Source organism: Roseovarius sp. 217 (genome assembly GCF_000152845.1).
In the GTDB taxonomy this organism is placed as follows: Bacteria; Pseudomonadota; Alphaproteobacteria; order Rhodobacterales; family Rhodobacteraceae; genus Roseovarius.
Map to the genome: position 1 here is coordinate 2,048,157 of NZ_CH902584.1, position 26,760 is coordinate 2,074,916.

The window sequence follows — 26,760 nt, forward strand, 5'->3', positions numbered from 1 at the left end:
AATTTGGGAGAAAGTACATGAACATGACCTTAAGAACTGCAGTGATACTGCTGCTTGGCGCGGCCGCGCCGGCCCTTGCGGCGGATCAGGACGTGCTGCCCGTGAACACTGATGAAATCGCCCATTATCGAGACGTGGGAGAATGGGTTGTCCATGAGAACCGCACCCGCAGCACCTGCTTCATTTCGCGCTCAGATGCGGAAGGCCATCTCGTCCAGATTGGCCTGACCAAGGACAAAGACTATGGATACATCGGAATATTCCAGAAAGGGGCCAAGCTGGAGGAGGGAACGGACGCCGTCGCTGTCATAGTCAACGGGAATCTCTACGTGGGCGAGTCCAAGGCAGTCGTTCACGGCACATCGAACGATTATGAGGGCGGCTACGTGCTCGCGACCGGCGAGACCGCCAAACAGTTGCGACTCGATCTGGAGCAACAAGAGGAGATGATCGTTTTCCCGAACAAACCCTTCACGGTCACTATCTCGCTTGGTCACCTGCGTAACGCGATTTACGAAGCACGCGAATGCACGGGGAAACTTCAGGGATCGTGACCGGGTTTCCTCACAATCCTTACCGTGACAATGCGCGCTTTGCGGGCAGGATGCGCCGGGACGTCGAAGCTGTGCTTGACTCCGCTGCAACTCGATCAAGCCTGCAGGATCTGCTTCAGGTCCTGCGTAAACTCCCTTGGCTCTGAGTGTGAAACCGCAATCCTTCCGGCAAGAACCGAGGAGCATAATCATGAAGCTTCTGAGAGAACCCCTGCTGCATTTCCTGCTTCTGGGTGGTTTGATCTTCGCGGTTCTGTTCGATGAGGAGGCCCCCGGCACGGCGAGTGTCGAAAACCAGATACTTATCGAGGCAGCCGAAGTTGAACGCATGGCCGCCGCTTGGGAGCAGCGCTGGCAGCGCCCGCCAAGCGAGGCGGAGCTTTCGGGCCTTATCGGAGAAGCGGTGCGCGAGCAGGTGCTCTACCGTGAGGCGCTCACACTTGGACTTGACCGCGACGATGTCGTGGTGCGCCGTCACCTGCGACAGAAGTATGAGTTTCTGACACAGGATCTCGCCTATGACACCGATCCAGACGACGCGACCCTGCGCGCGTATTTCGAGGCGCAGGGAGACCGCTATGCGCAATCTGCCCGCGTCAGTTTCCACCAGGTCCTGTTCAGCCCAACTCGGCGCGGCGCGCAGGCTGAGATCGACGCGGTTCAGACGCTGGCAGATCTGAAATGGGCAACGGAACCAGGGACGGCAGAGACGCTGGGCGATGTCACCTCGCTGCCATCGGATCTTGCCGGGCTCGACCTGCACGCGATCGAGGCGATGTTCGGACCGGATTTCGTGGCCGCTCTGCAGACGGTGGAGCCCGGTCGCTGGGCTGGCCCCATCGTGTCGGACTATGGCCTGCACCTTGTCTGGATTACGGAACGCGCCCCCGGCAGGCGCCTCGCGTTCGAGGAGGTGCGGCAACGGGTCCGGGACGACTGGATCTACGAACAGCGCGTCGCGGCCAATGAGGCCGTCTATCGCAGGCTGCTGGAACGCTACGAGGTTGTGGTCGAAACGCCCGCCGCGCCGGGGACAAGCGCCGGGGGCGAGTCATGATCCGCTGGCTTCTGGCCCTGTTGCTGGCCTTGTCGGGACTGGCGCACCCCGTCGCGGCACATGAATCGCGCCCGGCCTATCTCGACATCCGCGAGCTTGGTTCCGGCAATTATGACGTCGTCTGGAAACGCCCGATGCGCGGCGACTATGTGATCGGCTTTTCGGTGGTCTGGCCCGAGGGCTGCACCACGTCCTCCGAGGCCGAACATCAGGTGCCCGGCGCATCGCTGACGCGGATGTTCATTGACTGCGGCGAGGCGGGGCTGATCGGGCGCGAGCTTTCCATCGCGCGCCTGCCTGAAACCAGTGCCGAGGTCCTTGTACGGCTGGCCTTCGGGGATGGCACGACCGAGACCCACATCCTGCGTCCCGCCTCGGCCACGATGACGGTGCAGGGGCCTCGCGGTGCGCTTGCCGTCGCAATAGAATATGCAGTGCTGGGCTTCGAACACATCCTTGCAGGCATAGACCATCTGCTCTTTGTCCTTGGCCTGACGCTGATCGTTGGGGGGGGATGGCGACTGGTCCAGACGATCACCGCTTTCACCATCGCACACAGCATCACCCTAGCCTTGTCGACACTTGGACTGGTGCGTCTGACCCCGGCGCCGGTTGAGGCGGTGATCGCCCTTAGTATCGTCTTCCTTGCGCGGGAACTGATCATGCTCAAGCAGGGACAGCCGGGGCTGAGCGCCCGCGCGCCCTGGCTCGTCGCCTTTATCTTCGGATTGCTGCACGGTTTTGGATTTGCCGGCGCTCTGCGCGAGATTGGCCTTCCTCCGGGGGATATCCCGCTTGCGCTGCTGACCTTCAATCTGGGAGTCGAGGCCGGACAACTGTCCTTTGTCGCGGTGATCCTCGGGCTAATCTGGCTCGCGCGCGGCATCGGCCCTCTGAGCCTGCCCAGGTGGGCGGGCCTGCTTCCGGCCTACGCCATCGGCACGATTGCGGCCTTCTGGACCATAGAGCGAATTCTGACTGCCTGAAACGAATTCAAACGAAACTGTCAAGGAGACGATCATGAAACCGAGCCTTCTCAAGACGCTGTTCCTCGCCGCGGTCGCTGTCAGCCCACCGGCACTGCCGGCCTTCGCGCAGCAGGGTATTGCCGACACGCACGGCCATGATGCGTCCAACCTTGAGTCGCTGAACCAGAAGCCGCCCTATTCGCCCAATGCCGGGCGTAACTTTCCGGACCGACCGCTGTTCGGTGAAACCCACCTGCATACGACGCTGTCCTTCGATGCGGGCACCTTTGGCGCGCGCCTGGGACCACGCGACGGCTATCGCTTCGCCAAGGGGCAGGAGATTGTGTCGAACACCGGCCAGCCCGTCCGCATCGCGCGCCCGCTGGATTTCACCGTTGTGACCGATCACTCGGACAACATGGGGTTCTTCGGCGAGTTTGCCGCCGGCAATCCCGACATCCTCGCCAATGCCCAAGCAAAGGCCTGGTATGATCTGATGCAGGCCGGCAAGGGCGCCGAGGCGGCCATACAGATCATCACCGCCTTCTCGAACGGAAGCTTCCCGATCGAGATCATGTCGCAGCCCGGCACCAAGCTTTACCGCGATACCTGGAAGGACATCATTGCTGCCGCTGAAGAGGCCAATGAACCGGGCAGGTTCAGCGCGATCATCGGCTACGAATGGACGTCGCAGGTGGGCAAGGGCGACAACCTGCATCGCAACGTTATCTATCGGGACGGCGGCGATCTTGCCGTGCAGATGGACCCGATGGTCACGCTGCCGCCGCACGGCAGCCAGAACCCGGTCGATCTGTGGAAGTGGATGGGCGCATACGAAGAGAAGACCGGCGGGAATGTTCTGGCCATTGCGCACAACGGCAACCTGTCAAACGGCCTGATGTTCCCCACCATCGAGCAGTTCGGCGCGCCAGTGGACGCGAACTATGCGTCTGAGCGAGCCAAGTGGGAAAGACTTTACGAGATGACGCAGACCAAGGGCACAAGCGAGACGCATCCCAACCTCTCGCCAAATGACGAGTTCGCGGATTTCGAGATCTGGGACAAGGGCAACCTGACCATGACAGTCGCCAAGAAGCCCGAGATGCTGCAGCATGAATATGCCCGCTCGGCGCTGCTGAACGGCATGAAGCTGGAAACCCAGTTCGGCACCAACCCCTACAAGTTCGGCCTCGTTGGCTCGACCGACAGCCATCTCGGCTTTTCGTCCTTCGAGGAGGACAACTTCTTTGGCAAGACCGTCTCGATGGAGCCGGGGCCCGAGCGGATCGCGAAACCCTTCGTCAAGACCGATGTGGGCACCATCAGTGAATGGGAGGTCGGCGCTTCTGGCCTCGCGGTGGTCTGGGCCACAGAGAACACCCGCGAGGCGATTTTTGATGCGATGGAGCGAAAAGAGACCTATGCGACCACGGGCACCCGGATGGCCGTGCGCTTCTTCGGTGGCTGGGATTTCGTGACAGAGGACGTCAATACTCGGAGGCCTGCACAGGCCGGTTATGCCAAGGGTGTGCCAATGGGGGGTGATCTGGTCAATGCTCCCGAAGGCAAGGCGCCCAGCTTCCTTGTTGCCGCGCTGAAAGATCCGATCGGCGCGAACCTCGACCGGGTGCAGATCATCAAGGGCTGGATCAATGCCGAAGGCAATACGCAGGAGCGCGTCTATGACGTGGCCTGGGGTGACGCCGATACCCGCGAACCCGATGCAGATGGCAAGCTGCCCTCTGTCGGCTCGACCGTCGATATTGTCGACGCAAGCTTCACCAACACCATCGGCGACCCGGAACTGATAACCGTCTGGGCGGACCCGGATTTTGATCCGACGTTGAGGGCCTTTTACTATGCCCGGGTCATCGAGATCCCGACGCCGCGCTGGACCGCTCGGGATGCCAGCTACTACGGCGTAGAACCTGCCGACGGTGTGCGGATGACGATTACCGAAAGGGCATATACCTCGCCGATCTGGTACACGCCTGCGCAGTGACTACTGGGTCTGCTGGTCAAGCAACATGCTGTGCGCCATTATTCTAGTCGCACAGCATTGATCCGCAATTGTGGTGTTTTTATCCGGGCAGGGCCTGATGGGCGGAGGCGGCTTAAAGGCAGCAAAAGTACACAGATTTTTCCAAACTGATCGGAGACTTACCGCCCTGTTCGACACCAACCGGCGCGAAGCGACCACGACCGATGCGAGGAGGAACACCCCATGCTATTTGCTGATGTCAGACACTTCAGTCCTGCGCCACACGCCTGCCGACTGCAGGCAAGGTAGTCGCAGAGCTTAATTCGCGTTCTGGCAACATCTGTTTGTCCGAGGCCAGCAGGCACGCATCTGGGACACACACTCCGCCATCGCTTTCCCCGGCCATGACGAGGCGCTTTCGCTCGCGCAAGCGCGCGCTCAAATGTTCGCCCACAGAACCCAGACAGCGCCCGATGAAATCGGTGCGCGATGTCTTCGTCGGACGAGCTTGATTGAGCAGGCTATAGCAAAGAGCCGCCGTGGTCATATCCAAGACCGCAAAGAGCCTTCCTGAGCCATACCGTTCGACCTGACACCGTTGCCCGAAATCCAGTCACGGCTCCGGATGCCACGTCAAGAGAGTCCCTGTTGGCCCTGTCATCCTTTCTATGCGCGCCGGTGGCCGGCCATAGACAGTAAGCGGCTGGTCACAGGCTTGGGCGCGGATGCGAAAAGCTGCGGGTTTGCCAAAGAACATTTGGATGATGGATGTCCGTGCCGGAGCGGTCACGGAAGCCAAAGGCCTTGGCGTAGATCCCTTTGCGCTGCGCGATGCGGCGCAGCATGCAAGTGTCTCGACGACAAACCGCTACTCGAGGATTCGAAGCGAGGGTGCGAACCAGAGTGTCCAACTGAGACGGAATCGTTCGTTGGATCGGATCAAGAACATTCTCGATCCAACGCTATGCTGCTGCACACGCTAAGTCCTTGAAACAGTGGTGAGCCGTGCAGGATTCGAACCTGCGACCCACTGATTAAAAGTCAGTTGCTCTACCAACTGAGCTAACGGCCCACTAGACGCGCTATCTAGAAAGAGCGGGGCGGGGGGTCAACCCCGAAAGTGCAAGATAATTCCGCGATCTGCTGGATTCGTCGCGAGGCGCGGTTTATATGCGCGAGGATGAGCCACGATGACCATACCGGATTGCCCTTTTTCAAGATGCATGGGCTGGGAAACGATTTTGTCGTGCTGGACGGGCGTGCGCGGGATTTGGGGCTGACGCCGGGGCTGATCATGGCCATTGCCGACCGGCATCGGGGCATCGGATTCGATCAACTGGCGGTGATCACCCAAGGCATGGGTGACGCGCATCTGACCTTTTACAATGCCGATGGCTCGACCTCTGCGGCCTGCGGCAATGCCACGCGCTGTATTGCGCGGTATCTGATGGACGAGAGCGGCAAGGCGCGACTGGAGCTGAGCACGGCGCGTGGGGCGCTGGTGGCGGTGGATGCGGGCGGCGGGCTGACATCTGTGAATATGGGGCAGCCGCAGCTGGATTGGGCCGAGATTCCGCTGGCCGAGGCGATGGACACGCTGGAATTGCCGATTGAGGGCGGGCCGGTGGCCACGGGCATGGGCAATCCGCATTGCACGTTTTTCGTGGCCGATGCCGAGGCGGTGCCGCTGGCGCAATTCGGGCCGCGCTATGAGCATCATCCGCTCTACCCCGAGCGGACCAATGTGCAGGTGGCGACGGTGATCGGCCCCGATCATATCCGCATGCGGGTCTGGGAGCGGGGCGTTGGGGTGACGCTGGCCTCTGGCTCTTCGTCCTGTGCCACGGCGGTTGCAGCGGCGCGGCGGGGGCTGACGGGGCGCCGCGTGCGGATTGACCTGGATGGCGGCACGATCCATGTCGACTGGCGTGAGGATGGCGTCTGGATGACCGGCGAGACCGCGCATGTGGCAAGCGGCGTGCTCACGCCCGCATTTCTGGCGGCGGTTCGATGAGTGAACAGAGAATCGGGGCGCCGAAATTCACCACGCTGGGCTGTCGGCTCAATGCCTATGAGACCGAGGCGATGAAGGAATTGGCGGGCCAAGCGGGCCTGGACAATGCGGTCATCGTCAACACCTGTGCGGTGACATCCGAGGCGGTACGCAAGGCGCGGCAGGAAATCCGGCGGTTGCGGCGCGAGAACCCTGAGGCGCGCCTGATCGTGACCGGATGCGCCGCGCAGACCGAGCCCGAGACCTTTGCCGCGATGCCCGAGGTGGATGCGGTGATTGGCAATACCGAAAAGATGAGCCCTGCGACATGGGGGCGGCTGGCTGGGGATTTCATCGGCGAGACCGAGCGGGTGCTGGTTGATGACATCATGTCGGTGCGTGAAACGGCGGGGCATCTCATTGATGGGTTCGGCAGCCGAAGCCGCGCCTATGTGCAGGTGCAAAACGGCTGCGATCATCGCTGCACGTTCTGCATCATCCCGTTTGGCCGGGGCAATTCGCGCTCTGTGCCTGCCGGTGTCGTGGTCGAACAGATCAAGCGGCTGGTGGGGGCAGGGTACAACGAGGTCGTGCTGACGGGCGTGGACCTGACAAGCTGGGGGGCGGATTTGCCGGCCACGCCCAAGCTTGGCGATCTGGTGATGCGGATTCTGCGGCTGGTGCCGGACCTGCCGCGCCTGCGGATTTCGTCGATTGATTCCATCGAGGTGGATGAGAACCTGATGCAGGCGATTGCCACAGAGCCGCGCCTGATGCCGCACCTGCATCTGAGTCTGCAACATGGCGATGATCTGATCCTCAAGCGGATGAAGCGGCGGCATTTGCGCGAGGATGCCATTCGCTTTGCCGAAGAGGCGCGGCGCTTGCGGCCCGAGATGACCTTTGGCGCGGATATTATCGCAGGCTTTCCGACCGAGACCGAGGCGCATTTCGAGAACTCCTTGCGGCTGGTCGAGGACTGTCATCTGACATGGCTGCATGTGTTTCCCTATTCCCCGCGCCCCGGCACGCCCGCAGCACGGATGCCGCAGGTCAATGGCCGCAGCATCAAGGATCGCGCCGCGCGGTTGCGGGCGGCGGGCGAGGCACGGGTTGCCGCCCATCTGGCGGCGCAGCACGGGCGCGAGCATGCGGTGCTGATGGAGGCGCCGCGCATGGGGCGGACCGAGCAATTCACCGAGGTCGTTTTCGACAGCGATCGCCCCGAGGGGCAGATTGTGCGCGCGCGGGTCACGGGCTGGCAGGGTGGGCAATTGACGGCGGCCTGAGGACGCAAACCCCTGCCGGAGCGCGTGGGGATGGGTGGCGGTGAGTATTTGCAGAACGGTGAAAGCCGGGCGCTTGCCAAAAATGCCACAATCCGGGGTCTAGACCATTGGTTTTGCTGGACCTGAGGCCGGGGCTTGGGTAGATTCAGGGAAACGGGACGCGAACGATCCCGAACCTTGAGGCAGTATCAGATGTATCCCGAGCGGTTTGCGAACCTACCGGCCTATGCGTTTCCGCGCTTGCGGACCCTGTTGGACGCCCATGCGCCCGGCGGAGAAGTCGTGCATATGACCATTGGCGAGCCCAAGCACGAATTTCCGCGTTGGATCGTTGATATCATTGCGGAAAATGCCGATGGCTTTGGCGTGTACCCGATCAATGAGGGCATGCCTGCGCTGCTTGAGGCCGCGAGCGATTGGGTGGGGCGGCGCTATGGCGTGACGCTCGATCCGGCGACGCGGATCATGGCGCTGAATGGCACGCGCGAGGGGCTTTATAATGCGATGATGGCGCTCAGCCCAGAGACCAAGGGCGGCAAGCGCCCGGTGGTGCTGGTGCCCAACCCGTTTTATCAGGTCTATATGGTGGCGGCGCTGAGCGTGGGGGCAGAGCCGGTGTTTCTGAATGCCACGCATGAGACCGGGTTTCTGCCGGATTTCGGGGCGTTGTCGGAGGAGGTTCTGAACCGGGTGACGGTGGCCTATCTGTGCTCGCCCGCCAATCCGCAAGGCACGGTGGCGAGCCGCGCCTATTGGGCGGATCTGATCCGGCTGGCCGAAAAACACGATTTCCGCATCTTCGCCGATGAATGCTATGCCGAGATTTACCGCGATACGCCCCCGGTGGGTATTCTGGAGGTCGCGCAGGAGATGGGCGCGGACCCAGAGCGGATCGTGGCCTTTCACAGCCTCTCGAAGCGGTCGAACCTGCCGGGGCTGCGCAGCGGCTTCGTGGCGACAGGACCGAAGAACATCGCGCAGATGAAACAATTGCGCAATTACGCCGGATCGCCACTGCCGATGCCGTTGCAGCATGTCGCAGCCCGTCTTTGGGCGGATGAGGCGCATGTAATTGAGAATCGCCGCCTCTACGGCGAGAAATATGAGATGGCCGATGACATCCTCGGCAACTTGCCGGGATATCACAGCCCCGAGGCTGGGTTTTTCCTGTGGTTGCCGGTCGAGGATGGCGAGGCGGCGACGCTGCGGCTCTGGCGGGAAACCGGCGTGCGGGTTTTGCCCGGTGCCTATCTGAGCCAGGAGGCGGGGGGCGTGAACCCCGGTCAGGGTTATATTCGGGTCGCGATGGTGGCCCCAAAAACCGAGATGGCGGGTGGCCTGAGGCGGCTGCGTGACTGTCTCTATGGATGATTGAGGACGAGGGACGACATGGCATATCAGACGCGCGGGCGCGACCCTTTGCTGGACAGCAACATGGCTGAGGCGATCGAGAAACGTGGCAAGGAATTGCTGGGTCTCGTGTTGATCGTCCTCGGGCTGATGGCGGCGGCAATGGTGGTCTCGTACAGCCCGGATGATCCGAGCTGGATGTCGGCCACCGATGCGCCGGTGCAGAACTGGATGGGGCGGCTGGGCGCGTCGATGGCGGCGCCATTGTTCATGATCATCGGCTGGGGGTCTTGGGGATTCGCAATCGTTCTGGCGGTCTGGGGCGCGCGGCTGGCGCTGCACCGGGGCGAGGAACGGGCCATGGGGCGGTTGATTTTCGCACCGATCTGGCTGGCGGTTCTGGCGCTTTATGCCTCGTCTCTGGCACCGGGCGCGGCGTGGGCGCAGACCCATAGCTTTGGGTTGGGCGGGCTCTTTGGCGATACCGTGCTTGGGGCGTTGCTGGGCATCCTGCCGATTGGGGCAAGCGTCGGGCTCAAGGTTTTATCGCTGGCGCTCGGCGCGGGGGTGCTGATTCTGGGCGCCTTCGTCTTGGGCTTTACCAAGGTCGAACTGCGCCGGATCGCGCGGTTTCTGCTGGTGGGGGCGATCCTGTGCTATGCGGCGGTGATGAAGGCCTTGGGCCGCGGCGCCGGTGGGGCGGCGCAGGCCGGACAGGCCGTGCAGACGATGATGGCCGAGCGGCGCGCGCGGCGTGACGAGACGGCTGTTGCCCGTGCAGCGGTGCCGCTGCGGGCCGAACCCGCATTGGAGAGCGCACGGGTGCGTCGGGTGGATACGGTTCCCTTGACGGCGGACCGGCGCAGCCCTGCCGCGTCAAAACCGCCGCAGCCGGTCGAAAAGCCGGGTGGGTTGTTGGCGCGCATGCCGATGTTGATGCGCAAGCCCGACGTGATGCCTGAGCCGGAATTGGTGGAGGCCGCGACCTATGAGGGGGCCGCGGAAATGCCCGGTGATGATCGTATCCGGGCCAAGATCTCTGATGTGATCAAGTCGCGGGTGCGGCAGAGCCCGGCGATGCGTGTCGACTCGGTCGCCCCGCTGACCAAGGGCCGGGGTCGCGGCCCCGACCCGCTGATCCTTAGCGCCGCGCCGCGCGGGGTCTTGCCGCCTGAGCCGCCGCTGACAGCGCGCCACGCCGCGCAAGCGCCGATGGCGATGCAAAACGCTGGCCCCTCTGTCTATCCTTCAGAGCCGCCGATGACGGCGCGCGCCCCGGTCCAAGCGCCGGTGGCGATGCTGGATATGCAAGAGGATGAGGATTTCGATGCGATGATCGAGGCCTATGGTCTGGAGGATGGGCTGGAGGATGCGCTCGAGAGGGCAGCCCCCGCGCCGCGCATTCCGGTGCCCGAGCCGCGCAAGGTGGTGCAGCACGCCCCGCGCAAGCCGGTGCAACCCTCGTCGCGGGCGATGGCCGAGGCGCAACCGACCCTGAAGTTCGAGACCCCGGCGCAGCCGGAATATGAACTGCCGCCGCTCAGTCTCTTGGCGGATCCCGAACAGATTCAGCGGCATCACCTGAGCGATGAGTCGCTGGAAGAAAACGCCCGGATGCTGGAAAGCGTGCTGGATGACTACGGCGTCAAGGGCGAGATTGTCAGCGTGCGCCCCGGTCCCGTGGTCACGATGTATGAGCTGGAACCGGCACCGGGGCTCAAGGCGAGCCGGGTGATCGGTCTGGCGGATGATATTGCGCGCTCCATGTCGGCGCTCTCGGCGCGGGTCTCGACGGTGCCGGGGCGGAGCGTCATCGGTATCGAATTGCCCAATGACAACCGCGAGATGGTGGGCTTTCGCGAAATCCTGTCGAGCCGCGCTTATGGCGATGGCAATCAAAAGCTGCCTTTGGCGCTCGGCAAGGATATTGGCGGCGATCCGATCGTGGCCAACCTTGCCAAGATGCCCCACCTCTTGATCGCGGGCACCACGGGGTCGGGGAAATCGGTGGCGATCAACACCATGATCCTGAGCCTCTTGTACAAGCTGACGCCGGATGAATGCCGTCTGATCATGATCGACCCCAAGATGCTGGAACTCAGCGTTTATGACGGCATTCCGCATCTTCTCTCCCCCGTTGTGACCGATCCGAAAAAGGCGGTGGTCGCGCTCAAATGGGTGGTGGCCGAGATGGAGGACCGCTATCGCAAGATGTCCAAGATGGGCGTGCGCAATATCGACGGCTATAATGGCCGGGTGGCCGAGGCGCTCAAGAAAGGCGAGATGTTCAGCCGTACGGTGCAGACCGGGTTTGACGACGATACCGGCGAGCCGGTGTTTGAAACCGAGGAATTCGCCCCCGAGAAGATGCCCTATATCGTGGTGATCGTCGACGAGATGGCCGATCTGATGATGGTCGCGGGCAAAGAGATCGAGGCCTGTATTCAGCGTCTGGCGCAGATGGCGCGAGCCTCTGGTATTCACCTCATCATGGCGACGCAGCGCCCCTCGGTCGATGTGATCACCGGCACGATCAAGGCGAATTTCCCGACGCGGATTTCGTTTCAGGTCACGTCAAAAATCGACAGCCGCACCATTCTGGGCGAGATGGGGGCGGAGCAGCTCCTAGGCATGGGCGACATGCTCTATATGGCCGGGGGCGGCAAGATTACCCGCTGCCACGGTCCATTCGTGAGCGATGAAGAGGTTGAAGAGGTGGTCAATCACCTCAAGGCTTACGGCCCGCCGACCTATGTGGGATCGGTGCTGCAAGGCCCGGACGAGGACAAGGCCGAGAGCATTGATGCGGTGCTGGGCCTGTCGTCGGGAAGCGGGGCTGAGGGCGATGATCTGCTGTATGATCAGGCCGTGGCCATTGTGATCAAGGATCGCAAATGCTCGACCTCTTATATTCAGCGCAAGCTGGCGATTGGCTATAACAAGGCTGCGCGTCTGGTCGAGCAGATGGAGGATGAGGGCGTCGTCAGTTCCTCGAATCACGTTGGCAAGCGCGAGGTGCTGGTGCCGGAGCCGCAGTAGACAACTGCGGATTCGGCGGCCTGTTGCCTGTTCCACGATTTTTTTACCTCTGCCACTGGTGCAATCCCACGCGGGACGCCCTAAATTGAGAGCATGAAACATATGCGTATTCTCATGGTGCCCGTCCTCTGGGCGGCGATGGCCCTCCCGGCGGCGGCGGAAAAGCTGTCTTTGGGGGAAATTTCCACCTATCTCAACGGGTTGAAGACCGCTCAGGGTGCCTTTACCCAGATTAATGAGGATGGCACGATCAGCACTGGGCGCATTCTGATCAAGCGTCCCGGTCGGGTGCGGTTCGAATACGATCCGCCCGAAGAGGCGTTGGTGGTGGCGGATGGCGATACGGTCGGTATCATTGATCCGCGCTCGAACGACGGGCCGCAGGGCTATCCGCTCAACCGCACGCCGCTCAAGATCATTCTGGCACGCAACGTGGACCTGACGCGCGAGCGTATGGTGGTGGGGTATGGCAGCGACGGCACCTCGACCACGGTGCGGGCGCAAGACCCGGCAAACCCGGAATACGGCAGCATTGATCTGGTCTTTACAGGTAACCCCGTGGAATTGCGCCAATGGGTGATCCATGACGGCAGCGGCAGTCAGACCACGGTTGTTCTGGGGGACATGCAGCGCGATGTCCGGCTGAATGACGACAGTTTCGTCATTCCCGGCAAGGACCGCATGCGGATGGACCGATAAGCGGCCCGGCCTGACGGACGAACCGCCGTTGCCCTTTCAGATCAGACGACGCGCGCAGGTGCCAAGCTGGGCGCGATAGGTCTGAGACCGGCTTTCCACCTCGCTCGCCACACGCAACAGCCACGGTTTGCTGTTGTAACTGGCACGCGCGAATCCGGTACGCCCCTCGTGATAGGCGAGATACTGGTTGCGCGCATCGCTGAGCGAAATGCCCAACCGTTCGTTGGATTGTGCCATGTACCAGCCCATGAAATCCGAGGCATCCCTGATATCGGTCCGCCGCGCGCTGTATTGGCCGGTGGCGCGCTGATACTCTTCCCAGGTGCCATCGAGCGCCTGACTATAGCCATAGGCCGAACTGATTCGTCCGGTCGGGATAATGCCGAGCGTCCAGCGAAACGGCGTGCGCGCATCGCTGATGAATTTGCTTTCCTGATAGAGTGTCGCCATCTGCACATGGGCTGGCACGCCCCATTTGCGCTCGGTCGCGCGAAAGGCGCGGGCGTATTCGGGGCGCTCATCCAGAATGGCGCATGCGTGGTCAAGATTGCGCGGGGCAGTGCCATAGCCATTGCCGCCCCCACAGGAGGCCAGCACGAACAACACCATCAACGCGCGAAGAGTTCTGCTCATTTGCCTCTCGCTCTCTTTTTTTTGCAAGTTTAGCGGAAAGCGTTTCCGGGGGGAATCACGAATTCACGGGCTTTGCGCCGAAGTCCGCTGTCACGCCTGGGTTCACAGACTGTTTCCCAACTGTTTCAGCCGATTATTGGACAAACCACCCTTGAAAGGTTTACAATCCAAAGGTAGGGGCAAACGCGATATGATTAGAACACGTGCAAAATATCATCTGGGCCAAGTGGTCCGTCACAAGAAGCACCCGTTTCGCGGGGTAATCTTTGATGTCGATCCGCAGTTCTCGAATACCGAGGAATGGTATGCCTCGATTCCCGAGGACAGCCGCCCGTCCAAGGAACAGCCGTTCTATCACCTGCTGGCGGAAAACGAGCAGAGCTACTATGTGGCCTATGTGAGCGAACAGAACCTCGTGGCCGATTATTCGGGCGAACCGGTGGATCACCCGGACATTCCCGATCTCTTCGGGCCGTTCGAGGATGGGCATTACCCGCTGCATTTCCAGTTGAACTGATGCAGGCAGGGCGCGCCGGACTGGCGCACCCTCTCCGATCTCAATACGCGAGCGCGCAGCCGTCCTTGCGCGGGTCGCTGCCCCCCTCAAGAACACCGTCCTCATGGATATAGATCGCCTGCGCACCGCCGATGGGGCCGGGTTGACGCAGGATGTCGTGCCCCATGTCGGCAAGGGTCTGTGCCACATCGTCGCCATAGCCCCGCTCAAGATTGAGGCCCAGAGGATCGGCAAAGGCGCGCGGTGCGTCGATGGCGGATTGCGGGTCCATCCCGAAATCGCGCAGGTTCGACACCATCCGCGCATGCCCCGTTGACTGATACGAGCCGCCCATCACGCCAAAGGGCATGGTGACGCGGCCATTCTCGGTCAACATGCCGGGGATGATCGTGTGCATCGGGCGCTTGCCGCCGCCGAATTCGTTGGGATGACCCTCTTCCAGAGTAAAGCCCGCGCCGCGGTTTTGCAGCAGCACGCCGAATTTCTCGGACGCGATGCCAGAACCGAATCCGTGAAAGATCGAATAGATCAGCGACACTGCCATCCGGTCACGGTCCACCACGGTAATATAGATCGTGTCGCGATGCACCGACTCGGTCAGGGGCTTGGCGGCGGCCATGGCGCGTTTGGGATCAATCAGCGCGGCCAGTTTCGCAGCCGTCTCATCCGAGAGCATATAGTCGAGTTTGCGCATGTGATCGGGGTCAGCGATAAAGCGGTTGCGCGCGTCATAGGCGAGCTTGGTGGCCTCGGCCTCGATATGGACACGCTCTGCGCCAAACGGGTCCATGCTGGCCATATCGAAATGTTTCAGGATGTTGAGCAGCAGGATCGCGGTGGCACCCTGGCCGTTTGGTGGATGCTCGACCAGATTGGCCCCTTTGTAATCGCCGCTGACCGGGGTGGTGTAATCGCAGCGCTGGCCCGCGAAATCGGCGGCCGTATGGGTGCCGCCCATGGCGTTGAGCGTGGCGAGGATGTCTTCGGCCACTTCGCCCTCGTAATAGGCGGCGCGGCCATCCTTGGCGACGCGGCGCAGCACCTCGGCCTGACCGGGGGCGCGGAACATCTGGCCTGCCTTGGGCGGGGTGCCTGTGGGCATGAAATGGGTGCGGCCATGCCCCTGAAGCACAGCGCCCGCTGTGGGCCAGTCAAAGGCCACGCGGGGGGCCACTGGCACGCCCTCTTCGGCATAGCGGATGGCGGGGGCCAAGAGCGCATCGAGCCCAAGCCGCCCGTGATCGGCGCTGAGTTGGCAAAAGGCGTCGATGGCACCGGGGACGGTGACCGCATGCGCGCTCTGGAGCGGCACAGTGTCATGGCCTGCGGCACGCAGCGCGGCGGCAGAGGCGCCAGCGGGTGCGCGGCCAGAACCGTTGAGCGCCTGAATGGTGTTGCTGCCGGGCGCGTTGAAAAGCACAAAGCAATCACCGCCGATGCCGGTCATCTGTGGCTCGCAGAGGCCCAGCAGGATCGCGCCCGCGATGGCGGCATCCATGGCGTTGCCACCGCGTTCGAGCATGTCGATCGCAGCCTTGGCCGCAAGTGGATGCGACGTGGCGCACATCCCATTGGTGGCGAATGTGGCCGAGCGGCCGGGCGTATGAAAATCGCGCATATCGTGTCCTTGTGTCAGTGGTAAAAGGACACTAGGCGCAGTCGCAGGATTTGCCAATCGGGGAGGGGCGGTAAAACCTCGGCGTCGCGCGCTGGGTGGGGGCAATTACACGCGCCGCCGAGGGAAGCCATATGCAGCTACAGACTTCGTTATGCTGGGGCTGTGCGGCGTGAGTTTGCTCAGATTGAGGTAAAATTGCGGCGGGCGATTCCTCTGGTTGTATCAGGGCGCGATCAGCCCGAAGTCGAGCGTCAGGTGGTTCCAGCCCGCGTGGCGGCGATAGTCGATCCGGTCCGTGAGGTCGCGAATCAGAAACCAGCCGAATCCCCCCTCGGGCAGATCGTCGCGCGCGACGGTGTGTGCAGGACGATCGCCGCCGGGAAGTTCAAGCCCGGGCAGGGCCCTGCCGTGGTCACTGAGCACGCAGATGAGCCGCGCCGGGGACAGAATGGCGACGAGGCGGATCGCGCCCCGTGCGTCCGCTGCATAGGCATGTTCCACGATATTGTTGAGCGCCTCGGCCAAGGCGAGTTCGACTGAACCACAGAGTTCGTCTGCTACTCCCTGCGCCTGCAGCCAGTGCCGCGCCTGAGCGAGGATGTCCCGCACCGTGAGGTCCGTCGCCGTTGCGGTGAGTGTGAACCTCTGTGACGTCCTCTGTGGTGTGCTCTGCGGTCTGCTCTGTGGTGTGGCGTGCTGGGTCAACGCGCGCTCCCTTTGGTGATGGTCATGGCGCTGCGCGCTCAACCGGGTCACCCGGTGGCGCGGGATCTGAGATCGAGGATATCATCATGGATCGTAAAGACCGATTCCATCCGGGTCAGGCGAAACACCTTGGCGACATCAGGCGTGAGCCCGGCCAGATCGAGCCGCCGCGCCCCCCCCATCTGTTTCATCGCGGCGACAATCGCGCCCAGACCGCTCGAATCGACAAAGGTCACATTGCTGAGGTCCAGCACCACATGTCCCGCCCCGGTCGCGGTGGCGGCGCGCATGGCGTCCTTGAACCGGATGGCGGCGGCGGCATCAATGCGCGCCTCGCCAACCGTGATGATGGTCATATGAGAATACTGGGTGGATTGCAGATCCATGGTGCCTCCGGCGGGATACGTAGTAATACAGGGCACGCTAGACCCAATTCCTTACCATTCGGTATGCAGGATCAGGATTTGCGAGGAGGCAAAGATGCAAGATGTGGTGATCGCAGGGGCGTCGCGCACGCCCATGGGCGGATTTCAAGGCGATTTCGATGGGGTGTCGGCGGCGGAACTGGGCGGGGTTGCGATTCGCGCCGCACTGGCGGATGCCGGGGCCAAGACCGTCGATGAGGTGCTGATGGGCTGCGTGCTGCCCGCAGGGCAGGGGCAAGCCCCGGCGCGGCAGGCCGGGTTTCTGGGCGGCCTTGGCGAAGAGGTGCCAGCCACCACGCTCAACAAGATGTGCGGATCGGGGATGAAGGCGGCGATGCTGGCCTTTGACCAGATCGCGCTGGGCCAAGTTGAGGTGATGATCGCGGGCGGCATGGAATCGATGTCGGGCGCGCCCTACCTTTTGCCCAAGATGCGCGGCGGTGCGCGCTTGGGTCATACGCAGGTGGTCGATCACATGTTTCTCGACGGGCTGGAGGATGCCTATGACAAGGGTCGCCTGATGGGCACCTTTGCCGAAGATTGCGCCGAGGCATTTCAGTTCACCCGCGAGGCGCAGGATGCCTATGCTCTGGCCTCGCTACAGGGCGCGCTGGAGGCGCAGGCCTCGGGTGCCTTCGCGCGCGAGATTGCCCCGGTCACGGTCCGGACCCGCAAGGGCGAGGCGGTGATCTCCGCCGATGAGCAACCCGCCAACGCGCGGCCCGAGAAGATCCCGACGCTGAAACCGGCGTTTCGCGCGGGCGGCACGGTGACGGCGGCCAATTCCTCGTCGATCAGCGATGGCGCGGCGGCGCTGGTGCTGGCGTCGCACGCGGCAGCAGAGGCGCGAGGCTTGCAAATTCGCGCCCGGATCATGGGGCATGCGAGCCATGCGCAGGCCCCAAGCCTCTTTACCACCGCGCCGGTGCCTGCGGCGCGCAAGCTCTTGGACCGGCTGGGCTGGAGCGTGGCGGATGTCGATCTCTGGGAGGTGAACGAGGCCTTTGCGGTGGTGCCCATGGCATTCATGCACGAGATGGGCGTGGCGCGGGAGCGGATCAACGTCAATGGCGGGGCCTGTGCGCTCGGTCATCCGATTGGTGCGTCCGGCGCGCGGATCATGGTGACGCTGCTCAACGCATTGGAAACACGCGGGCTGCGCCGTGGCGTGGCCGCCATCTGTATCGGTGGCGGCGAGGGGACTGCGATTGCGATTGAACGGGTCTGATCCGGTTCAAGCCGCCTCTAGATCGCGCCGCATGGTGGCCATGCCCCGACGGCGCGACAATTCCTCGTATCCCGCCTTGCGATAGAGGTTGAGCGCGGGCGCGTTGTCGAGCTCCACCTTGAGGGTGATGGTCAGCGCGTTGAGTTGGCGCGCGGCCTCTTCGGCGAGGGACAAGAGCACCTCGCCGGTGCCGCCGCGCATACGTTCTTCGACAAAGACATAGGTGAGGTGGCGCACTTCGGGGCCGACGCCGACGCGCAGGGCGAAAAAGCCCACTTCGTGCCCGTCTTCGTCACAGAGATAAAAGGTCTCGTCCTCAAGATCGCCCACCCATTTCAGCGCCCATTCGCGCGCGTCGAACGGATGGCTGGCCTGCGGATTGACCAGCGTCAGATCATCCTTGTCAGTCAAAAGCCGCGCCAGCGGTTCCAGATCACGGGTCAGGTTGCGGTGCAGGCTCAGACGGGACATGTGTCGGTTTCCTTATAGTCGATGTCGGATTCGTATTCGGGGCGCGTCTTTGCCATGGTCGGGCACAGGATGCAACCGGATCGCAGGCTCTGGTATTGGATCGCAGGGCGTGGCATATCGCGGGCATGCGGATTGATTATGACCATATCGCACGGACCATCGCCGCGCTCACCGAGGGGGAGAGCGACGAGGTTGCGCTCATGGCCACGGTGGTGTGCGAGGTGCATCATGCCGATGATCGGTTTGACTGGACCGGGTTTTACCGTGTGACAGCGCCCGAAATGCTCAAGATCGGACCCTATCAGGGCGGGCATGGATGCCTGAGCATCCCATTTTCACGCGGTGTCTGTGGCGCTGCGGCGCGCATGGGCACGGTGCATTTGGTGCCGGATGTCGAGGCCTTTCCGGATCATATCGCCTGTGCCAGTTCCACCCGGTCCGAGATCGTGTTGCCGGTGCGGGATGGGGCGGGGCGGTTGATTGCGGTGTTCGATATCGACAGCGATCAACAGGCGGCCTTTACCGAGGAAGACGCCGCACGGCTTGGCGAGATACTGGCGGCTGTGTTCGGACGGATTTGAGGGGCTGGGAGGCGGCAGACGGGTTTTGGCCTGAAGGGGACATTGGCCTCAATGCCCAAAGCGCGGAATCAAGGCGCGGCACGCGCCGCCGCGCAGCGCCCGTCCGCCCCCTCGGGCGGGCGCTTTTGCAATGTTGCAGTCTCTTGAAATCGCGGGAGTGTATGGCAGATATAAAGTGCCAGCCGACCAAGTCGCAGCGCCCACCCGGCGGACGGGCACCGCGCGTCTCACCAGTTGGGGCCAATGTCCCCTTCAGGCCATTCCCCGCTCTGCCCAATCGAAACCTAGTCAACGCCCCTTCCACACCGGATCACGCTTTTCGGCAAAGGCGCGCGCGCCCTCTTGCTGATCCTCAGAGGCGTAGAGACTATCCACCGTCTCGAACTGGCGCCGGGTGATCCGGTTCATCGCATCCTGAAAGCGCAGCGCCTCGGCCTCGCGCACGATTTCCTTGATCGCGGCATAGACGAGCGGCGGGCCATTGGCGATGGTCTGGGCCATGGCACGGGCCTCGGTCATCAGCCGGTCGGCGGGGTGGATATGGTTGACCAGCCCCCAGTGCGCGGCCTCTTCTGCATCAAACCAGCGGCCCGTGATCAGGAGTTCCATGGCGATGTGATAGGGGATGCGTTTGGGTAGTTTCACGCTGGCGGCATCGGCCACGGTGCCGGACCGGATTTCGGGCAAGGCAAAACTGGCGTGCTCAGCGGCAAGGATAATGTCCGCCGACAGCGCCAGTTCCAGCCCGCCGCCACAGGCGATGCCATTGATCGCGGCAATCACCGGCTTGTTCAGCCCGCGCAATTCCTGCAATCCGCCAAAGCCGCCGACGCCATAGTCGCTGTCCGGCGCCTCGCCCTCTGCGGCGGATTTGAGATCCCAGCCGGGGCAAAAGAACTTTTCGCCCGCCCCGGTCAGGATCGCCACGCGCAGCTCGGGATCGTCGCGGAACGCGCGAAACACCTCACCCATGATTCGGCTGGTGGCGGCGTCGATGGCATTCGCCTTGGGGCGGTCCAGTGTCACCTCAAGCACGGCTCCGTTGCGTTCGGTGCGAATGGGGGTGTCGGTCATGGTCTCTCTCCCTTGGTGATGAGCGCATCCACGGCAACTGCGTCCTTGGCGGTGCAGAGGAGCGGGTTGATTTCCACCTCTTCCAGGCTGTCGGCATGGGCGGTCACACAGTCCTGAACCGCCATGACCGCCCGCAGGATGGCGGCGCGGTCGGCGGCGGGTTGGCCGCGATAGCCGCCCAGCAGGGGTGCAAGGCGCAGGCGGTTCAACGCCTGCGTAATGTCCGACTCCGTCACCGGCAAGAGCAGGCAGGTTGTATCGCGCAGGATCTCGGTGAGCGTGCCACCCGCGCCCAGCGTCAGCACGAAACCATGCGCCGGATCACGCAGCACACCGATCAGCAGTTCCGCAATCGTGCCCGCGATCATCTCCTCGATCAGCCAGCTTTGACAGGGCATGGCGCGGGCCGTGGCCTCTGCCTCGGGACGGTCGCCCGCGTGGCGGACAAAGACCACGCCGCCGGCTTCGGTCTTATGCGCCAGCCCCTCGGCCTTGATCACCAATGGCAGGGGCATGGCGGTGAGGATCGGGGTGAGATCAGCAGCAGAGGTGGCGCGGCGGGCCTGCGGGATGCGCAAACCATGGGCGGCGAGCGCGGCCTTGGCCTCGGCCTCGGTCAAGGTGCGGGGCTGCGCGGGCGTGCCGGGCAGAAGCAGGGGGGCCGGTGTGGTGCGCGCCTGTCCCAGCCACGCGGCGTGGGCAATGGCGGCAAGACCATCATCCAGCCCGGCCAGTGGGATCAAACCGCTTGCAATGGCGCGCTCGGCCACGCTCTCGGACAGGCAATCGGGCAGGGTGGCGATCAGGGCGAGCGGCTTGCCCACCCGGCCTTGCGCCTCTGCGCCCGCCTCGAAAATACAGTCCCAGGCAGCGGGATCGCAGCGGTCGGGACGCGGAAAATCGGCGATCAGCACGCCGATGTCGGCGGGGCCATCAAGGGCGGCGGTGAATGTCGCGGCCATGGCAGGCACATCGCCCCAGATAAAGGTGTGGTAGTCCAGCGGGTTGGCCAGAGCCACCCGTGGTCCGAGGGCGGCGCGCAGGGCGCTGGCCTGTGCGGGGGTGAGCGGCGGCAAGGTAACGTCGTGTTCAAGGGCGGTGTCGGCCATCAGGCTCGCCTCGCCGCCAGAACAAGAGATCGAGGCTATAGCATTGCCCGGCAAGGGGCCTGCAAAATGCAGCAGTTTCAGGGTTTCCAGCATCTGTGGCAGGGATGTGACCTGCGCGATGCCCAACCGCGCCAAGAGGGCGGCCGCCCCCGCGCCACTCCCGGCCAATGAGGCGGTGTGCGATTGCGTGGCGGCGCGCGCTTGGTCCGAGCGCCCGGATTTGAGCGCAACGATGGATTTGCCCGCCTTGTGCCCAGCCTCGGCCAAGGCCTCAACGGCGCGCAGATCACCCACCCCCTCGATATGCAGGCCAAGGGCGGTGACGCGGGGATCCTCAAGAAGCGCACGGCCAAGGTCGGCAAGACCCAACTGCGCCTGATTGCCCACCGTCATGAGATAGGCAATCGGCAGGCCGCGCGCCTGCATGCTGAGGTTGATGGCGATGTTCGAGCTTTGCGTGAGGATCGCCACGCCGCTCTTGCAGCGTTGCCCGCCATGCTGATCAGGCCAGAGCAGCGCACCATCGAGGTAATTGACGAAGCCATAGCAATTGGGGCCGATAATCGGCATCGCGCCCGCCGCTTGCAGCAGTCGCGCCTGCATCTGCGCACCGTCGCCCAGCTCTGCCTCGGCCTCGAGAAAGCCTGCGGCAAAGCAGACAGCGCCGCCCGCGCCCATATCCCGAAGCTGCGCAATGGTTGTGATCGTCGCCTCGCGGTTAACGCCGACAAAGACCGCATCGGGCACGCCGGGCAGGGCGTCAAGCGACGGATAGGCGCGCGCGCCGCCGATCTCCGCCTTGGTCGGATGCACTGGCCAGACCGGCCCGGCAAAGCCCATGGCCGCGCATTGGCGGATGAGATTGGCACACCATGTGCCGCCGCCAATCACGGCGATGGAGGCGGGGCGCAGGAGGCGGGAGAGGTCACGCATGGGGCTGGCCTTGAGAAAAGAGGTCGGATGCCTCCGGCGGGGATATTTCTGGCAAGAAGAAGCGGCCATAACGGTCTGTTAACCGCGCATCGCTAATCATGTCCCACGGTACAGGCGGGGACGCCGATGACCGTGCAAGGAGAAAGGCATTGTCCTCTCCGGGGGATGGCCGGACGCCGGTCTCCCCCTTTCTTCTTGCTGCAAATATCCCCGCCGGTGGCATCAAAACTCTTACGCTCCCAAAGGCCGCAGCATCTCGCGGCTGATGATATGGCGCTGGATCTCGGACGTGCCGTCCCAGATGCGTTCGACCCGTGCATCGCGCCAGAACCGCTCGATCGGGAGGTCGTCCATCAGCCCCATACCGCCGTGGATTTGCAGCGTGGCATCGGTCACGCGGGCCAGCATTTCCGAGGCATAGAGCTTGGCGCTGGCAATCTCGCGGTTGGCGGGCAGGCCCTGATCCAGCCGCCAGGCGGCGTTGAGGGTCAAAAGATCGGCCGCGTCGATCTCGGTGATCATGTCGGCCAGTTGAAAGCTGACGCCCTGGAACTTGCCGATCGCCTGCCCGAATTGTTCCCGCTCCGCCGCATAGCGCAGCGCGTGGTCAAAGCAGCGGCGCGCGCGGCCCACCGCCATGGTGGCTACGGTGATCCGCGTGGCGTAGAGCCAGTCGTTCATGACCGCAAAGCCGCCATCGACCTCGCCCAGCACCTGGGCACCCGGCAGGCGGCAATCGTCGAATTCCAGCACCATGTTCTTGTAGCCGCGATGGCTGACGGATTTGTATCCGTCGCGGATGGTAAAGCCCGGCGTGCCGCGATCCACGAGGAAGGTGGTGATCCGCTTTTTCGGCCCCTTGTCGGTCTGATCCTCGCCGGTGGCGACAAAGACGATGACGAAATCGGCGTGATCGGCGCCCGAAATGAAATGCTTGGTGCCGTTGAGCACCCAATCACCGCCATCCCGGCGCGCCGTGCATTTCATGCCGCGCACGTCCGATCCGGCCCCCGGTTCGGTCATGGCGAGCGCATCCATCCGCTCGCCGCGCACCGCCGGATGCAGGTAGCGCTCGATCTGTTCGCCCTTGCAGGCCATCAGGATATTCTGCGGCCGCCCAAAGAAATGCGTGAGCGCCATGGAGCCGCGCCCCAATTCGCGTTCAACGAGGGCGAATTCGAGATGGGAGAGGCCCGCGCCGCCCACAGCCTCGGGGAAATTGCAGGCGTAAAAGCCAAGGTCGATGGTTTTCTGCTTGATGGCTTGGGCCACGTCGGGGGGCACCTCGCCGGTGCGCTCGACAAGGGCTTCGTGGGGGTAAATCTCATTCTCGACAAAGCTGCGCACGGTGGAGACGATCATCTCTTGCTCGTCGGTCAGTCCGAAGTGCATCTCAGGCCTCCTTGTGCAGCTTGGCAAGCGCCTCGACCCGCGCCAGCACATCGGCACGCGGATCGCAGGATTTGCGGGAGGTGAGATCGACATGCAGCATGAACTGATCCGAGGTCGCCAAGAGTGCGCCGTCGCTCTCGCGCTTCATCTCGTGGAAACAGCGGAGTTTCTTGCCCTCGCCTTGGGTCACACGCGTCTCGACGCGGACATATTCGCCGGCATGGGCTTCGGCCAGAAAGCTGATGGTGTTCTCGACCGTGAAATAGCTGAGACCGCCCGCGATATAGGCGGCATCCGCGCCGACATGGGCCATCACCGCATCGGCGGCGTCGCTGAAGAGCTGGCCAAAGCGGCCCTCGTTCATATGGCCGTTGTAATCGGTCCAATCCGCTGGGATCACGCGGCGGGCACTGATAATGGGCGTGCTGTCGCTGAGCGGGGCAGTGATCGTTGCCTGATGTTCGTTGATCAGCCGTCCCGCCGCATTGCCCTGTTGGCGCAGCGCGCGCAGCATGGCGACAAGGTTATTGTCGCGTTTGCGTTCGAGTTCGCGGATCGTCAAATGACCCGATTGCGCATCCGATTGATCGGCGATCATCTGGGCCAAGTCCTCGGTCAACTCCGGCACATCCATCAGCTTGGTCCAGGGCCATTGCAGACAGGGGCCGAACTGGTCGATGAAATGTTTCATGCCCGCCTCGCCACCCGCGATGCGGTAGGTCTCAAACAGGCCCATTTGCCCCCAGCGCAGGCCAAAGCCATAGCGGATGGCGTTGTCGATTTCCTCGGTGGTGGCGATGCCGTCCTTGATCAGCCAGAGCGCCTCGCGCCAGACGGCCTCGAGGAAGCGGTCGGCAATATGAGCGTCGATTTCCTTTTGCACATGCAGGGGGAAGTGGCCGAGCGATGTCAGGATATCCTTGGCGCGGGCGATAACGGCCGCATCGTTTTTCTCGGTTGTCACCAGTTCGATCAGCGGCAAGAGGTAGACCGGGTTGAACGGATGGGTGACGACGATCTGTTCCGGGCGCGTGGCGCAGCCCTGCAATTCCGACGGTTTGAAGCCGGACGTGGACGAGCCGATGATGGCCGCCGGATCGCAATGCTCCTGCAGGGTTTGGAACACCTTGCGTTTCAGTTCCAGCCGCTCGGGCACGCTTTCCTGTATCCATTCTGCGCCCATGACGGTTTCGGACATTGTCGTGTGAAAGCTAAGCGTGCCTTCTGGGGGGAGGGCCACGTCATAGAGCATGGGCAGGGCGTGGCGGGCATTGGCCAGCACCGCGTCGATCTTGCGTGCGGCCTCTGGGTCGGGGTCGAACACCCGCACATCCCAGCCATTGAGAAGGAAACGCGCGGCCCAGCCGCCGCCGATCACGCCACCGCCGATGATTGCTGCTGTTCTCGTCATTAGACCATGCTCTCCGTATGTCCGTCCACGGCCAGTATCTGGCCCGTTATCTTGTTTGCTGCGGGGGAGGCGAGGAAAAGCGCCATATCCGCCAGATCATCCGCCGTGACCCATGTGCGCAGGCTGGTGCCGCGCGCGTAAAGCGTGCGAACCTCATCCTCACTCCGGCCAGAGGCGCGGGCCTCCATCTCCACGACACGCTCCATCCGCGGGCCTTCGACCGCGCCGGGGGCGATGGCGTTGACGCGCACGCCTGCGGGGCCAAGCTCCATCGCCAGTGTCTTGGTTAGCCCCACAAGCCCCCATTTCGCCGCCACATAGGGCGTGCGGTAGGGCACGCCATGCAGGCCGGAGGTGGAGGTGGTGATCAGGATCAGCCCCGATCCTTGCGCCCGCATCACCTGCGCGGCCCAGCGACAGGCGAGGAAGGCGCCAAAGAGGTTGACGCCGACGCAGGCCTGCCATGCGGCATAGTCCAGATCCTCGATCCGGCCTGCGGGGCCGCCGGTGCCGGCATTGGCGCAGAGCACATCGGCCCCGCCCCACGTAACCTCGACATGCCCGAGAAAGGCCGTCATCTGCGCCTCGTCGGTCACATCGGCCTGATGCGCGATCATCGCGGGATGATCGGCCTGCATCCGGGCCACCGCATCGCCATCGGCATCGCAAATCGCCACCCGGTCGCCGCGCGCGGCAAAGCGTTCGGCCAAGCGCCGCCCGATCCCCGACGCGCCGCCGGTGATCACCACGCGCTGGTTCATCCGCGCGGCGCCCGTTTGGTCAGGCGCAGTTTTTCGCGCACTTCGGCGGGGGTCATCAGGCGCGCGCCCAAGCCCTCGATGATGTCCTTTGCCCGCTCGACCAGTTGTGCATTGGTGGCCAGCACGCCGCGGTCGAGCATGAGATTATCCTCGAGCCCCACGCGCACATGCCCGCCCGCCAGCACCGAAGCCGCAACATAGGGCATCTGGTGGCGACCAAGGGCAAAGGCGGAAAAGGTCCAATTCTCTGGCACGTTATTCACCATCGCCATGAAGGTGTTGAGATCGTCCGGCGCCCCCCATGGCACGCCCATGCAAAGCTGCACCAGCGCGTCGGGCTCCAGAATGCCATCCTTGACCAGTTGCTTGGCAAACCACAGATGGCCGGTGTCAAACGCCTCAATCTCGGGCTTTACGCCCAGGTCTGTCATCATCCGGCCCATGGCCTGCAACATGCCGGGGGTGTTGGTCATGACATAATCGGCCTCGGCGAAATTCATCGTGCCGCAGTCGAGGGTGCAGATTTCTGGCAGGCATTCGGCGACATGGGCGACACGCTCGGTGGCACCGGCCATATCGGTGCCCTTGGGCGAGAGCGGCAGAGGCGATTCCACGCCGCCAAAGATCATGTCGCCACCCATCCCCGCCGTCAGATTGAGCACCACATCGGTGTCGCTGTCGCGGATGCGGTCGGTCAACTCGCGAAAGAGTTTGAGATCGCGCGAGGGCGCGCCGGTTTCGGGGTCGCGCACATGGCAATGCACCACGGCGGCCCCTGCCTTGGCGGCGGCAATCGCGCTCTCGGCGATGTCCTTGGGCGAGCGCGGGACATGCGGGCTTTTGTCCTGCGTCGCCCCCGATCCGGTGACGGCACAGGTGATGAAAACCTCGCGGTTCATGGTGAGCGGCATGGTATCCTCCGGCTTGGGTGTTGGCCTCAGCCTAACGTGCTGGCAGGGCGATTGAGTGTGC

General features: G+C 63.2%; 24 protein-coding genes and 1 tRNA gene. 12 read left to right on the plus strand and 13 right to left on the minus strand.

All coding sequences use genetic code 11. The annotated features are described in order from the left end of the window. Positions 1 to 17: 17 nt before the first annotated feature. The 4 genes from ROS217_RS09835 to ROS217_RS09850 all read left to right on the plus strand — a co-directional run bounded on the left by ROS217_RS09835 (position 18) and on the right by ROS217_RS09850 (position 4,581). Positions 18 to 554: a hypothetical protein gene (locus tag ROS217_RS09835; RefSeq protein WP_045686700.1), complete on the plus strand. Its 537-nt coding sequence runs from the start codon at positions 18 to 20 to the stop codon at positions 552 to 554. Between the two features lie 190 nt (positions 555 to 744). Next, entirely contained in the window at positions 745 to 1,611 is an 867-nt protein-coding gene (locus ROS217_RS09840; RefSeq protein ID WP_009817574.1) for a peptidyl-prolyl cis-trans isomerase, read from the plus strand. Continuing rightward, on the plus strand, positions 1,608 to 2,597 hold the full coding sequence (locus ROS217_RS09845; protein WP_009817575.1) for a HupE/UreJ family protein: 990 nt from the start codon (positions 1,608 to 1,610) through the stop codon (positions 2,595 to 2,597). The genes ROS217_RS09840 and ROS217_RS09845 overlap by 4 nt, the downstream gene beginning before the upstream one ends. Before the next feature lie 34 nt (positions 2,598 to 2,631). Beyond that, positions 2,632 to 4,581 carry a DUF3604 domain-containing protein gene (locus tag ROS217_RS09850; RefSeq protein WP_009817576.1) on the plus strand — a complete coding sequence of 650 codons (1,950 nt, stop codon included), beginning with the start codon at positions 2,632 to 2,634 and terminating at the stop codon, positions 4,579 to 4,581. A gap of 686 nt (positions 4,582 to 5,267) precedes the next feature. Here the strand turns inward: ROS217_RS09850 and ROS217_RS24075 are convergent. Next, complete coding sequence (locus ROS217_RS24075) at positions 5,268 to 5,405, minus strand: hypothetical protein (RefSeq protein WP_009817578.1); 138 nt, start codon at positions 5,403 to 5,405, stop codon at positions 5,268 to 5,270. 151 nt (positions 5,406 to 5,556) lie between these two features. Further along, positions 5,557 to 5,632: transfer RNA gene (locus ROS217_RS09860), tRNA-Lys, on the minus strand. A 108-nt stretch (positions 5,633 to 5,740) separates the two neighbouring features. On the opposite strand from ROS217_RS09860, the gene dapF reads away from it, so the two are divergent. The 5 genes from dapF to ROS217_RS09885 all read left to right on the plus strand — a co-directional run bounded on the left by dapF (position 5,741) and on the right by ROS217_RS09885 (position 12,930). Then, a complete protein-coding gene (dapF, locus tag ROS217_RS09865) occupies positions 5,741 to 6,574 on the plus strand; it encodes a diaminopimelate epimerase (RefSeq protein ID WP_009817579.1) in 834 nt (277 codons plus the stop codon). Continuing rightward, positions 6,571 to 7,842 carry a tRNA (N(6)-L-threonylcarbamoyladenosine(37)-C(2))-methylthiotransferase MtaB gene (mtaB, locus tag ROS217_RS09870; RefSeq protein WP_009817580.1) on the plus strand — a complete coding sequence of 424 codons (1,272 nt, stop codon included), beginning with the start codon at positions 6,571 to 6,573 and terminating at the stop codon, positions 7,840 to 7,842. The genes dapF and mtaB overlap by 4 nt, the downstream gene beginning before the upstream one ends. 192 nt (positions 7,843 to 8,034) lie before the next feature. Next, positions 8,035 to 9,213 carry an aminotransferase class I/II-fold pyridoxal phosphate-dependent enzyme gene (locus ROS217_RS09875; protein WP_009817581.1) on the plus strand — a complete coding sequence of 393 codons (1,179 nt, stop codon included), beginning with the start codon at positions 8,035 to 8,037 and terminating at the stop codon, positions 9,211 to 9,213. Positions 9,214 to 9,231: 18 nt separating this feature from the next. Then, positions 9,232 to 12,231: a DNA translocase FtsK gene (locus ROS217_RS09880; RefSeq protein ID WP_009817582.1), complete on the plus strand. Its 3,000-nt coding sequence runs from the start codon at positions 9,232 to 9,234 to the stop codon at positions 12,229 to 12,231. A gap of 93 nt (positions 12,232 to 12,324) precedes the next feature. After that, positions 12,325 to 12,930, plus strand: coding sequence for a LolA family protein (locus tag ROS217_RS09885; protein WP_009817583.1), 606 nt, complete (start codon positions 12,325 to 12,327; stop codon positions 12,928 to 12,930). 36 nt (positions 12,931 to 12,966) lie between these two features. Here the strand turns inward: ROS217_RS09885 and ROS217_RS09890 are convergent, their stop codons facing one another. Beyond that, a complete protein-coding gene (locus ROS217_RS09890; RefSeq protein ID WP_009817584.1) occupies positions 12,967 to 13,563 on the minus strand; it encodes a transglycosylase SLT domain-containing protein in 597 nt (198 codons plus the stop codon). A 190-nt stretch (positions 13,564 to 13,753) separates the two neighbouring features. On the opposite strand from ROS217_RS09890, the gene hspQ reads away from it, so the two are divergent. Beyond that, positions 13,754 to 14,080 (plus strand): heat shock protein HspQ, encoded by a 327-nt coding sequence (gene hspQ / locus ROS217_RS09895; RefSeq protein WP_009817586.1) that lies wholly within the window; start codon positions 13,754 to 13,756, stop codon positions 14,078 to 14,080. A gap of 40 nt (positions 14,081 to 14,120) precedes the next feature. Here the strand turns inward: hspQ and ROS217_RS09900 are convergent, their stop codons facing one another. The 3 genes from ROS217_RS09900 to ROS217_RS09910 all read right to left on the minus strand — a co-directional run bounded on the left by ROS217_RS09900 (position 14,121) and on the right by ROS217_RS09910 (position 16,789). Next, positions 14,121 to 15,698, minus strand: a complete 1,578-nt coding sequence (locus tag ROS217_RS09900) for a gamma-glutamyltransferase family protein (protein WP_009817587.1) — start codon at positions 15,696 to 15,698, stop codon at positions 14,121 to 14,123. 222 nt (positions 15,699 to 15,920) lie between these two features. Further along, on the minus strand, positions 15,921 to 16,307 hold the full coding sequence (locus ROS217_RS09905) for an ATP-binding protein (protein ID WP_009817588.1): 387 nt from the start codon (positions 16,305 to 16,307) through the stop codon (positions 15,921 to 15,923). A 143-nt stretch (positions 16,308 to 16,450) separates the two neighbouring features. Next, a complete protein-coding gene (locus ROS217_RS09910; RefSeq protein ID WP_009817589.1) occupies positions 16,451 to 16,789 on the minus strand; it encodes an STAS domain-containing protein in 339 nt (112 codons plus the stop codon). A gap of 94 nt (positions 16,790 to 16,883) precedes the next feature. Between ROS217_RS09910 and ROS217_RS09915 the strand changes: the two genes are divergently transcribed. Next, positions 16,884 to 18,056: a thiolase family protein gene (locus tag ROS217_RS09915; protein ID WP_009817590.1), complete on the plus strand. Its 1,173-nt coding sequence runs from the start codon at positions 16,884 to 16,886 to the stop codon at positions 18,054 to 18,056. Positions 18,057 to 18,062: 6 nt separating this feature from the next. Here ROS217_RS09915 and ROS217_RS09920 read toward each other — a convergent pair whose 3' ends face one another. Further along, on the minus strand, positions 18,063 to 18,527 hold the full coding sequence (locus tag ROS217_RS09920; RefSeq protein ID WP_009817591.1) for a GNAT family N-acetyltransferase: 465 nt from the start codon (positions 18,525 to 18,527) through the stop codon (positions 18,063 to 18,065). Between the two features lie 125 nt (positions 18,528 to 18,652). Between ROS217_RS09920 and ROS217_RS09925 the strand changes: the two genes are divergently transcribed. Beyond that, entirely contained in the window at positions 18,653 to 19,108 is a 456-nt protein-coding gene (locus ROS217_RS09925) for a GAF domain-containing protein (RefSeq protein ID WP_009817592.1), read from the plus strand. A gap of 288 nt (positions 19,109 to 19,396) precedes the next feature. On the opposite strand, the gene ROS217_RS09930 is transcribed toward ROS217_RS09925, so the two are convergent. From ROS217_RS09930 to ROS217_RS09955, 6 genes are all read right to left on the minus strand, one after another. Beyond that, on the minus strand, positions 19,397 to 20,182 hold the full coding sequence (locus ROS217_RS09930; RefSeq protein WP_009817593.1) for a carnitinyl-CoA dehydratase: 786 nt from the start codon (positions 20,180 to 20,182) through the stop codon (positions 19,397 to 19,399). Next, on the minus strand, positions 20,179 to 22,224 hold the full coding sequence (locus tag ROS217_RS09935; protein WP_009817594.1) for an acetate--CoA ligase family protein: 2,046 nt from the start codon (positions 22,222 to 22,224) through the stop codon (positions 20,179 to 20,181). The genes ROS217_RS09930 and ROS217_RS09935 overlap by 4 nt, the downstream gene beginning before the upstream one ends. 231 nt (positions 22,225 to 22,455) lie before the next feature. Next, positions 22,456 to 23,616 carry an acyl-CoA dehydrogenase family protein gene (locus ROS217_RS09940; protein ID WP_009817595.1) on the minus strand — a complete coding sequence of 387 codons (1,161 nt, stop codon included), beginning with the start codon at positions 23,614 to 23,616 and terminating at the stop codon, positions 22,456 to 22,458. Between the two features lies 1 nt (position 23,617). After that, positions 23,618 to 25,027 (minus strand): carnitine 3-dehydrogenase, encoded by a 1,410-nt coding sequence (locus tag ROS217_RS09945; protein WP_009817596.1) that lies wholly within the window; start codon positions 25,025 to 25,027, stop codon positions 23,618 to 23,620. Next, positions 25,027 to 25,788 (minus strand): SDR family oxidoreductase, encoded by a 762-nt coding sequence (locus ROS217_RS09950; protein ID WP_009817597.1) that lies wholly within the window; start codon positions 25,786 to 25,788, stop codon positions 25,027 to 25,029. Before ROS217_RS09950 ends, ROS217_RS09945 begins: the two co-directional genes overlap by 1 nt. Next, a complete protein-coding gene (locus tag ROS217_RS09955) occupies positions 25,785 to 26,699 on the minus strand; it encodes a 3-keto-5-aminohexanoate cleavage protein (protein ID WP_009817598.1) in 915 nt (304 codons plus the stop codon). Before ROS217_RS09955 ends, ROS217_RS09950 begins: the two co-directional genes overlap by 4 nt. Positions 26,700 to 26,760: the final 61 nt, after the last annotated feature.

Bases quoted from the DNA above. Each gene is read 5' to 3' on its own strand.
- ROS217_RS09835 (WP_045686700.1), top strand. From the start codon at position 18: ATGAACATGACCTTAAGAACTGCAGTGATACTGCTGCTTGGCGCGGCC.
- ROS217_RS09840 (WP_009817574.1), top strand. From the start codon at position 745: ATGAAGCTTCTGAGAGAACCCCTGCTGCATTTCCTGCTTCTGGGTGGT.
- ROS217_RS09845 (WP_009817575.1), top strand. From the start codon at position 1,608: ATGATCCGCTGGCTTCTGGCCCTGTTGCTGGCCTTGTCGGGACTGGCG.
- ROS217_RS09850 (WP_009817576.1), top strand. From the start codon at position 2,632: ATGAAACCGAGCCTTCTCAAGACGCTGTTCCTCGCCGCGGTCGCTGTC.
- ROS217_RS24075 (WP_009817578.1), bottom strand. From the start codon at position 5,405: ATGCTGCGCCGCATCGCGCAGCGCAAAGGGATCTACGCCAAGGCCTTT.
- dapF (WP_009817579.1), top strand. From the start codon at position 5,741: ATGAGCCACGATGACCATACCGGATTGCCCTTTTTCAAGATGCATGGG.
- mtaB (WP_009817580.1), top strand. From the start codon at position 6,571: ATGAGTGAACAGAGAATCGGGGCGCCGAAATTCACCACGCTGGGCTGT.
- ROS217_RS09875 (WP_009817581.1), top strand. From the start codon at position 8,035: ATGTATCCCGAGCGGTTTGCGAACCTACCGGCCTATGCGTTTCCGCGC.
- ROS217_RS09880 (WP_009817582.1), top strand. From the start codon at position 9,232: ATGGCATATCAGACGCGCGGGCGCGACCCTTTGCTGGACAGCAACATG.
- ROS217_RS09885 (WP_009817583.1), top strand. From the start codon at position 12,325: ATGAAACATATGCGTATTCTCATGGTGCCCGTCCTCTGGGCGGCGATG.
- ROS217_RS09890 (WP_009817584.1), bottom strand. From the start codon at position 13,563: ATGAGCAGAACTCTTCGCGCGTTGATGGTGTTGTTCGTGCTGGCCTCC.
- hspQ (WP_009817586.1), top strand. From the start codon at position 13,754: ATGATTAGAACACGTGCAAAATATCATCTGGGCCAAGTGGTCCGTCAC.
- ROS217_RS09900 (WP_009817587.1), bottom strand. From the start codon at position 15,698: ATGCGCGATTTTCATACGCCCGGCCGCTCGGCCACATTCGCCACCAAT.
- ROS217_RS09910 (WP_009817589.1), bottom strand. From the start codon at position 16,789: ATGGATCTGCAATCCACCCAGTATTCTCATATGACCATCATCACGGTT.
- ROS217_RS09915 (WP_009817590.1), top strand. From the start codon at position 16,884: ATGCAAGATGTGGTGATCGCAGGGGCGTCGCGCACGCCCATGGGCGGA.
- ROS217_RS09920 (WP_009817591.1), bottom strand. From the start codon at position 18,527: ATGTCCCGTCTGAGCCTGCACCGCAACCTGACCCGTGATCTGGAACCG.
- ROS217_RS09925 (WP_009817592.1), top strand. From the start codon at position 18,653: ATGCGGATTGATTATGACCATATCGCACGGACCATCGCCGCGCTCACC.
- ROS217_RS09930 (WP_009817593.1), bottom strand. From the start codon at position 20,182: ATGACCGACACCCCCATTCGCACCGAACGCAACGGAGCCGTGCTTGAG.
- ROS217_RS09935 (WP_009817594.1), bottom strand. From the start codon at position 22,224: ATGCGTGACCTCTCCCGCCTCCTGCGCCCCGCCTCCATCGCCGTGATT.
- ROS217_RS09940 (WP_009817595.1), bottom strand. From the start codon at position 23,616: ATGCACTTCGGACTGACCGACGAGCAAGAGATGATCGTCTCCACCGTG.
- ROS217_RS09945 (WP_009817596.1), bottom strand. From the start codon at position 25,027: ATGACGAGAACAGCAGCAATCATCGGCGGTGGCGTGATCGGCGGCGGC.
- ROS217_RS09950 (WP_009817597.1), bottom strand. From the start codon at position 25,788: ATGAACCAGCGCGTGGTGATCACCGGCGGCGCGTCGGGGATCGGGCGG.
- ROS217_RS09955 (WP_009817598.1), bottom strand. From the start codon at position 26,699: ATGCCGCTCACCATGAACCGCGAGGTTTTCATCACCTGTGCCGTCACC.